Origin of the sequence: Streptomyces sp. NPDC059788 (assembly GCF_042732265.1) — a bacterium.
In the GTDB taxonomy this organism is placed as follows: domain Bacteria; phylum Actinomycetota; class Actinomycetes; order Streptomycetales; family Streptomycetaceae; genus Streptomyces.
Genome location: NZ_JBHWHY010000103.1, coordinates 1 through 7,831 on the forward strand (window position 1 = coordinate 1; position 7,831 = coordinate 7,831).

Consider the following 7,831-nt stretch of genomic DNA (forward strand, 5'->3'; position numbering starts at 1 on the left):
GCCTGTGCTGTCTTGTGGAGGACGACCCTAGGGTTGATCCCAGGGGGCGCATCACGGGGGCACACTCGCACCCCAGGCCACGCCCGTACCGGAACCCCGGCGCGCCCGCGGCCGGCCCGCGCGCGCCGGGGCCGCCCGGCCGGCGATCGCGCCGCCGCCGCGTGCCCGGGAGCCCGTGCCGCGCCCGCACGTCCGCGGGCGCCCGGTCACTCCGGCGCGCCGGGCACCGCCCGGTCCCAGTCCTCGGGCAGCCCCGGCACCTCCCACGCCGGGTCGGGCCGCCAGTCCTCCCAGCCCTCGCCGAACGGCACCCCCCACGCGCCGATGTGCGCGACCGCCGCGCGGCCCGCCGCCCGTACGTCCGCCGCCAGCGCGGGCGGCATCAGCCCGTCCCGCTGCGCCTGCGCGAACTCGTCCTCGTCCCGCCACTCCCAACGGCGGTCCGGATACACGCAGATGTCCAGGAAGTGGTCCTGGGAGTCGATGCCGCCCGCCCAACGGCGACGCGGCTCCTCCAGGTTGACGTACCAGTTCTTGAAGTGCCAGCCGGGCTCCCAGAACAGCCACACCGACCAGGGGTCGTGCGGCCGGGCCAGCTTCAGCACCCCGGTGCCGAACCACTGGTCGCGGGTGGTGCGGCGCGGCCTGGTGTAGCGGGTGGCGAGCGGCTCGCGGTGGACGGGCGTCCCGTCGGCCAGCACCGGCTTGACGCAGGGTGTGCCGGGGGCCATCCACACCGCGAGCAGCTCGTCGGTGTCCTGGACGACGGTCATCGGGCGGCAGATGTGGATGCCGTCGCCGGCGTTGTCGCGGTAGCGCCACAGGATCTGGTCCCCGGGCGCCCAGCGCCCCGGTTCGTCCTCGGCGGCCCGCGTGCCCTCCGCCCCGGCGGCGCCCTTCCTCGTCTCCACCATGTCCGCTGTCATGAGCAGATCTTAGAGGGGCGCCGGTGTCCGTGCTGTGACGAGTGACGCACGATCCGTTACGGATGTGTCATGCGCAGTACGTCGAGCGCCTCGTCCAACTGCTCCTCGGTCAGCAGGCCCTGGTCGACGTATCCGGAATCGATGACCACCTCGCGGATCGTCCGGCGCTCGGCCAGCGACTTCTTGGCGACCTTGGCGGCCTCCTCGTACCCGATGTACTTGTTGAGCGGGGTGACGACGGAGGGCGACGACTCGGCGTACTCCCGGGCGCGTTCGACATTGGCGGTGATCCCGTCGACCGTACGGTCGGCCAGCAGCCGGGAGACGTTGGCCAGCAGCCGTACGGACTCCAGCACGTTCTTCGCGATGACCGGCAGCATCACGTTCAGCTCGAAGTTGCCCGCGGCGCCCGCCGCGGCCACCGTCGCGTCGTTGCCGGTGACCTGCGCGGCCACCATCAGCACCGCCTCCGGGATCACCGGGTTGACCTTGCCCGGCATGATGGACGAACCGGGCTGGAGGTCGGGCAGATTGATCTCGGCGAGGCCGGTGCGCGGCCCGGAGGACATCCACCGCAGATCGTTGGCGATCTTCGTCAGGCCGACGCCGATGGTGCGCAGCTGCCCGCTGGTCTCCACGACCGCGTCCCGCGCGCCCTGCGCCTCGAAGTGGTTGCGCGCCTCGGTCAGCGGCAGCCCCGTCGTCCGCGCCACCTCGGCGATCACCGCGGCGGGGAAGCCGGGCGGGGTGTTGATGCCGGTGCCCACGGCCGTACCGCCCAGCGGCAGTTCGGCCAGCCGCGGCAGCGCCGACCGCAGCCGCTCGACGCCGTAGCGCACCTGCGCCGCGAAGCCGCCGAACTCCTGGCCCAGCGTGACGGGCGTGGCGTCCATCAGATGCGTCCGCCCCGCCTTCACCACCTCGGCGAACTCGGCCTCCTTGCGCTCCAGCGCGCCCGCCAGCTGCTCCAGCGCGGGGATCAGGTCGTGGGTGACGGCCGCGGTCGCCGCGATGTGGATCGAGGAGGGGAAGACGTCGTTGGAGGACTGGGAGGCGTTGACGTGGTCGTTGGGGTGCACGTCGCGGCCCAGCCGCTCGGTGGCGAGGGTCGCCAGCACCTCGTTGGTGTTCATGTTCGACGACGTGCCGGAGCCGGTCTGGAACACGTCGACGGGGAAGTGCTCGTCCCACTTGCCGTCCGCGACCTCGGCCGCGGCCTCCTGGATCGCCGCGGCGACGTCCTCCTCCAGCACGCCCAGCCCGGCGTTGGCCTTGGCCGCCGCGGCCTTGATACGGGCCAGCGCCTCGATGTGCGCGCGCTCCAGCCGCTGCCCGGAGACCGGGAAGTTCTCCACGGCGCGCTGCGTCTGCGCCCGCCACTTCGCGCGGGCGGGGACCTGCACCTCGCCCATCGAGTCGTGCTCGGTCCGGTACTCGCCGTGGTCGCCGCTCAGGCCGTTGTCGCTCATACCTGTGTCAGTGCCCGGGAACCATGATTCTGTTCCCGGGCACCGGCAGGTTTCGTCCGTCAGGCGGTACGCGCGAAGCGGAGCACCCGGCGAAACCGTACGGCCGTCAGGCGGTCCGTACCGGAATGCTGGTGAAGGTCGGAGCGGGCGCCGGGTCCTGGAAGAAGTCGTTGCCCTTGTCGTCCACGACGATGAACGCCGGGAAGTCCTCGACCTCGATCCGCCAGACCGCCTCCATGCCCAGCTCCTCGTATTCGAGGACCTCGACCTTCTTGATGCAGTCCTGCGCCAGGCGGGCCGCCGGGCCGCCGATCGAGCCGAGGTAGAAGCCGCCGTGCGCGGCGCACGCGTCGGTGACCTGCTTGGACCGGTTGCCCTTGGCCAGCATGACCTTCGAGCCGCCCGCCGCCTGGAACTGCTCGACGTAGGCGTCCATCCGGCCGGCCGTGGTCGGGCCGAAGGAGCCGGACGCGTAGCCCTCGGGCGTCTTCGCCGGGCCCGCGTAGTACACCGGGTGGTTCTTCAGGTACTCCGGCATCTCCTCGCCCGCGTCCAGCCGCTCCTTGATCTTCGCGTGCGCGATGTCGCGGGCGACGACCAGCGTGCCGGTGAGCGAGAGCCGGGTCTTGACCGGGTGCCTGGTCAGCTCGGCCAGGATGTCGTCCATCGGGTGGTTCAGGTCGATGCGTACGGCGTCGAGGTCCGGGCCCGCGCCCTCGGTCAGCTCCGCCTCGGTCGTCTCCGGCAGGAAGCGCGCCGGGTCCTTCTCCAGCTGCTCCAGGAAGACGCCCTCGGCGGTGATCTTCGCCACGGCCTGGCGGTCCGCGGAGCAGGACACCGCGATGGCGACCGGGCAGGACGCGCCGTGCCGGGGCAGGCGCACCACGCGCACGTCGTGGCAGAAGTACTTGCCGCCGAACTGCGCGCCGATGCCGATCTTCTGCGTCAGCTCGAAGACCTTCTCCTCCAGCTCCTTGTCCCGGAAGCCGTGGCCGGTGGGGGAGCCCTCGGCGGGCAGCTCGTCCAGGTAGTGCGCGGAGGCGTACTTGGCGGTCTTCATCGCGTACTCGGCGCTGGTGCCGCCGACGACGATCGCCAGGTGGTACGGCGGGCAGGCGGCCGTGCCCAGCGAGCGGATCTTCTCCTCCAGGAACTTCATCATGCTCGCCTCGTTGAGCACGGCCTTCGTCTCCTGGTAGAGGAAGGACTTGTTGGCGCTGCCGCCGCCCTTGGCCATGAACAGGAACTTGTACGCGTCCCCGTCGTTCGCGTACAGCTCGATCTGGGCCGGCAGGTTGGAGCCGGTGTTCTTCTCGTCCCACATGGTCAGCGGGGCCATCTGCGAGTAGCGCAGGTTCAGCTCGGTGTACGCGTCGTAGATGCCGCGGGAGAGCGCTTCCTCGTCACGGCCCTGGGTCAGTACGTTCTGGCCGCGCTTGCCCATGACGATCGCCGTGCCGGTGTCCTGGCACATCGGCAGCACGCCCGCCGCCGCGATGTTCGCGTTCTTCAGCAGGTCCAGCGCCACGAAGCGGTCGTTGGCGGACGCCTCGGGGTCGTCCAGGATGCGGCGCAGCTGGGCGAGGTGGGCCGGGCGCAGATAGTGCGAGATGTCGTGCATCGCCTCGGCGGCCAGCTTGCGCAGCGCCTCCGGCTCGACCTTGAGGAACGTGCGCCCGTCGGCCTCGAAGGTGCTCACGCCCTCGGAAGTGACCAGGCGGTACGGAGTGTTGTCCTCGCCTACGGGGAGCAGGTCGGTATAGGCGAATGCCGGGCGGGCTGGGCGGGAGACGGGGGGCATCAGGGGGCCATTCCTCACTCGACGGTGGATTTCGGCTGACATCTGCGGCAGCGCCTGAACAGCGTAGAACCCTCGCCCGCGGTTACCGTTGTGAGGTAAGGCTCACCCGCGATGCGGGAGGAGGGCGTGCGTCCCCTAGTCGCGATCTATCGCGTTTCGGTACGCTGCCTCCCGTGGACGAATCGTCGCTCGCCAAACGAGCCCAGCAGCCGGTGAACCTGACCAAACCCGTGGCGGAGGCCGAGCTCCGGGCGTCCGACGCCGACCGGGACCGGATCGCGGAGATCCTGCGCGAGGCGCTGGCGGTGGGGCGGCTGGACGCGGAGGAGCACTCCGAGCGCATCGACGCGGTCTACCGCGCCAAGACGATGGGTGAACTGGAGCCGCTGATACGGGACCTGCCCGCGGAGGGCGGCGCCCCCGGGCCCCGGCCCGCGCCCGCCGCCTACGGGGAGCCGGGCGGCGTGCTGCCGGACCAGAACATGGTCGCGATCTTCAGCGCCTCGACCCGCAAGGGCCGCTGGCGGGTGCCCGGCCGGATCAACGCCGTCGCGATCTTCGGCAGCGTGGAGATCGACCTGACCGAGGGGATCTTCCAGCAGCAGCAGGTCCGGATCAACTGCACCTCGATCTTCGGCAGCGTGGAGATCCGGGTGCCGGAGAACGTCACGCTGCGCAGCAGCGGTTCCGGCGTGCTCGGCGCCTTCGAGGTCGAGACGAACGAGTCGCTGGAGGGCGACGCCCCCATCGTCCACGTCAACGGCTACGCGGTGCTCGGCAGCGTCGAGGCCAAGGCCAAGCGCGGCAAGTGGCTCCGCGATCTGCGCGACGGCCTGCGCGACGCCCGGCGTTCGTGGCACGAGCAGCGGCGCGACGACCGGCGGGCGCTGCACGAACAGCGCCGCGACGAGCGGCGCGAGCGCCACGGGCGGCTGCACGACGGCCGGCGGGACTGAGGAGGACGGCGGGACCGGCGGCCACGGGCCGGCGGCCGGGCGGGGAGGGGGCCGGACGGCGCGGGTGGCCGGACGGCGACCCTCCGGTCCGCTCCGGCCCCGGATACGTACTGCTCGGGGACCGTTCGCAACCGTGTGCATAAGCACGCGTACAGCGGGTAGGGCTGGTGCATCGTCTCTCGTACGGCTGCGGGGTGCGAAAAGTCGTGCGCAGCGAGACGGGCAAGGGTGACTCTTTCGCCGAAGCCGTCGTCAGGAGTAGACCGTGCTGCTACCGCATCAGCCTCTGCAGGACACCGCAGTTGTTCCGCCCCAGCGGGTTCCCTCCCGTGAAGAGGCCGGTCCCTGGCACGCGGAGGCGGTGTGCCGCCGTGACGAGGCGGGACTGTTCTTCGCACCGTCCAAGGAGCCGACCGCCGCGCGCCTGGCGCGGGAGGAGGCCGCCAAGCGGGTCTGTGCCCGCTGCCCGGTGATGATCGAATGCCGGGAGCACGCTCTGATGCAGCCGGAGCCCTACGGAGTGTGGGGCGGGCTGACCGCCGCCGAACGCCGGGTCGTACTGGCCCGCCGCCGGCGCCGGGAAACCGAGCTGCAACGCTCGGCCCGCATGCAGGCCGCCGGTTGAGCGGCCGGTGCGTCCGGCACGCGTGACGGGCCGGGACCCCGCCGGGAAAGACGGCGGAGTCCCGGCCCGATCGCTTGGCTCGCGGGTACCGCTGTGCCCGCGTGGCCCCGGCCCGGCCGCGGGACCGTTGTGCTCGCGGGGGCGGCGGGGGGCGCTGTGCGCGCCGCCTAGCTGGGGCGTTCGAAGTCGACCGAGCTGTACGCGCGCAGCTTGGAGAGCCGGTGCTCGGAGTCGACCCGGCGGATCGTGCCCGACTTGGAGCGCATGACCAGCGACGAGGTGGTCGCGGTCTCGGCGCGGTAGCGCACCCCGCGCAGCAGGTCGCCGTCGGTGATACCGGTGGCGACGAAGAAGACGTTGTCGCCGCGGACCAGGTCGTCGGTCTGCAGCACCTTGTCCAGATCGTGCCCGGCGTCGATCGCGCGCTGCCGCTCCTCGTCGTCCTTGGGCCACAACTTGGCCTGAAGGGTGCCGCCCAGGCACTTCAGGGCGCACGCCGCGATGATGCCCTCCGGCGTACCGCCGATGCCCAGCAGCAGGTCCACGCCGGTGCCCTCGCGGGCCGCCATGATGGCGCCGGCCACATCGCCGTCGGAGATGAACTTGATCCGGGCGCCCGCCTCCCGGACCTCCTTGACCAGGCCCTCGTGGCGCGGCCGGTCCAGGATGACGACGGTGACGTCCTCGACGGCGGACTTCTTGGCCTTGGCGATCCGGCGGATGTTCACGCCGACCGGCGCGGTGATGTCGACGAAGTCGGCGGCCTCCGGGCCGGTGGCCAGCTTGTCCATGTAGAACACCGCGGACGGGTCGAACATGGCGCCGCGCTCGGCGACGGCCATCACGGAGACGGCGTTGGCCATGCCCTTGGCGGTCAGCGTCGTGCCGTCGACCGGGTCCACGGCCACGTCGCACTCCGCGCCGGTCCCGTCACCGACCCGCTCGCCGTTGTAGAGCATCGGGGCGTTGTCCTTCTCGCCCTCCCCGATGACCACGACGCCGTTCATGGAGACGGTGTGGATCAAGGCGCGCATGGCCTTGACGGCGGCGCCGTCGGCGCCGTTCTTGTCGCCGCGGCCGACCCAGCGGCCCGAGGCCATGGCTCCGGCCTCGGTCACCCGGACGAGTTCCAGTGCGAGGTTGCGGTCGGGAGCCTCGGGGCTGACCTCTAGTTGGGACGGCAGATGATGCTCGGTCATCGAGCGCACCTTTCTGTACGGCGACGGCCGGAATGGTGAGGGTGGCTATGACTTTATCGTCAGGTCGCCAAAATGAGCATCGGGGCCTACGCATGAGCGGCGGCAACGCGCCGCGCGGGCGTGTTCCCGTACCGCGGGGCCCGGCCGCCGTACGGCGGGGGGCGTGTCTTCACGGCGCCGGGCATGGGGGACCATAGAGACGTGGCAGGTATGCGAGGCAAGCAGACGGTTCGGGACATGATCCTGTCGATGGCGGTGATCGGCGCCCTCGTCGCGGGCATCTATGTCTTCATCCCGCACAACGACAGCCGGTCCGCCGAGGTGGGCGCGGTCAAGACGGTCGACTACCGCGTGGAGCTCGCGACCGCCCGGCGCGCCGCGCCGTACCCGGTCGCCGCGCCCCAGGGCCTGCCCGAGGGCTGGCGTGCCACCTCCGTCACGTACAAGGCGAGCAAGGACGGCAAGGGCGGCGCCTGGCACCTGGGCTTCCTCGATCCGGAGCAGGAGTACGCGGCGCTGGAGCAGAGCGACGCGCCCGCGCGGAAGTTCATCCAGAGCGTCACGCTGGGCGCCGAGAAGGCCGCGGGCAAGCAGGCCGTCGGCGGCGTGAAGTGGGACCGCTACAAGGGCGAGAAGTACCGCGCGCTGGTGCGCGAGGAGGACGGCGTCACGACCGTACTCACCGGCACCGCGCCGTACGGCCGCCTCGCGGAGCTGGCGGCGTCCTTGGAGACGAAGAAGGAGTAGCGCGGGCGGGGCCCGGGGCCGAGCCTGGGCCCGGTCCTGTACGTACGGCTCTGTTCGAGTTCTACGGCCGTATACGTACGGCGAGGCCGCCGCACCCGGGATGGGTGC

The 7,831-nt window shown here is 71.5% G+C and carries 7 protein-coding genes; 3 read left to right on the top strand and 4 right to left on the bottom strand.

Annotated elements, in window-relative coordinates:
* Nucleotides 1-206 precede the first annotated feature (206 nt).
* The 3 genes from ACFV57_RS42360 to ACFV57_RS42370 form a co-directional block, all read right to left on the bottom strand.
* Nucleotides 207-926: a DUF402 domain-containing protein gene (locus ACFV57_RS42360; RefSeq protein ID WP_385244546.1), complete on the bottom strand. Its 720-nt coding sequence runs from the start codon at nt 924-926 to the stop codon at nt 207-209.
* A 56-nt stretch (nt 927-982) separates the two neighbouring features.
* Nucleotides 983-2,395 (bottom strand): class II fumarate hydratase, encoded by a 1,413-nt coding sequence (locus ACFV57_RS42365; RefSeq protein WP_385244549.1) that lies wholly within the window; start codon nt 2,393-2,395, stop codon nt 983-985.
* 106 nt (nt 2,396-2,501) lie between these two features.
* The gene (locus ACFV57_RS42370; RefSeq protein WP_385244552.1) at nt 2,502-4,196 is read right to left on the bottom strand and encodes a fumarate hydratase; all 1,695 of its coding nucleotides are present in this window, start codon (nt 4,194-4,196) and stop codon (nt 2,502-2,504) included.
* 173 nt (nt 4,197-4,369) lie between these two features.
* Here ACFV57_RS42370 and ACFV57_RS42375 point away from each other — a divergent pair, with 173 nt between their 5' ends.
* Both ACFV57_RS42375 and ACFV57_RS42380 read left to right on the top strand, forming a co-directional pair.
* Nucleotides 4,370-5,152 carry a DUF1707 domain-containing protein gene (locus ACFV57_RS42375; protein WP_385244555.1) on the top strand — a complete coding sequence of 261 codons (783 nt, stop codon included), beginning with the start codon at nt 4,370-4,372 and terminating at the stop codon, nt 5,150-5,152.
* Nucleotides 5,153-5,417: 265 nt separating this feature from the next.
* Nucleotides 5,418-5,777 (top strand): WhiB family transcriptional regulator, encoded by a 360-nt coding sequence (locus ACFV57_RS42380; protein WP_032922291.1) that lies wholly within the window; start codon nt 5,418-5,420, stop codon nt 5,775-5,777.
* 167 nt (nt 5,778-5,944) lie between these two features.
* Here the strand turns inward: ACFV57_RS42380 and glpX are convergent, their stop codons facing one another.
* Nucleotides 5,945-6,976, bottom strand: a complete 1,032-nt coding sequence (gene glpX / locus ACFV57_RS42385; RefSeq protein WP_385244558.1) for a class II fructose-bisphosphatase — start codon at nt 6,974-6,976, stop codon at nt 5,945-5,947.
* Nucleotides 6,977-7,213: 237 nt separating this feature from the next.
* Between glpX and ACFV57_RS42390 the strand changes: the two genes are divergently transcribed.
* Entirely contained in the window at nt 7,214-7,723 is a 510-nt protein-coding gene (locus ACFV57_RS42390; protein ID WP_385244561.1) for a DUF4245 domain-containing protein, read from the top strand.
* Nucleotides 7,724-7,831: the final 108 nt, after the last annotated feature.

What these genes read in the sequence shown, in the direction of transcription:
- ACFV57_RS42360 (WP_385244546.1), bottom strand. Translation starts at nt 926, where the DNA reads ATGACAGCGGACATGGTGGAGACGAGGAAGGGCGCCGCCGGGGCGGAG.
- ACFV57_RS42365 (WP_385244549.1), bottom strand. Translation starts at nt 2,395, where the DNA reads ATGAGCGACAACGGCCTGAGCGGCGACCACGGCGAGTACCGGACCGAG.
- ACFV57_RS42370 (WP_385244552.1), bottom strand. Translation starts at nt 4,196, where the DNA reads ATGCCCCCCGTCTCCCGCCCAGCCCGCCCGGCATTCGCCTATACCGAC.
- glpX (WP_385244558.1), bottom strand. Translation starts at nt 6,976, where the DNA reads ATGACCGAGCATCATCTGCCGTCCCAACTAGAGGTCAGCCCCGAGGCT.
- ACFV57_RS42390 (WP_385244561.1), top strand. Translation starts at nt 7,214, where the DNA reads ATGATCCTGTCGATGGCGGTGATCGGCGCCCTCGTCGCGGGCATCTAT.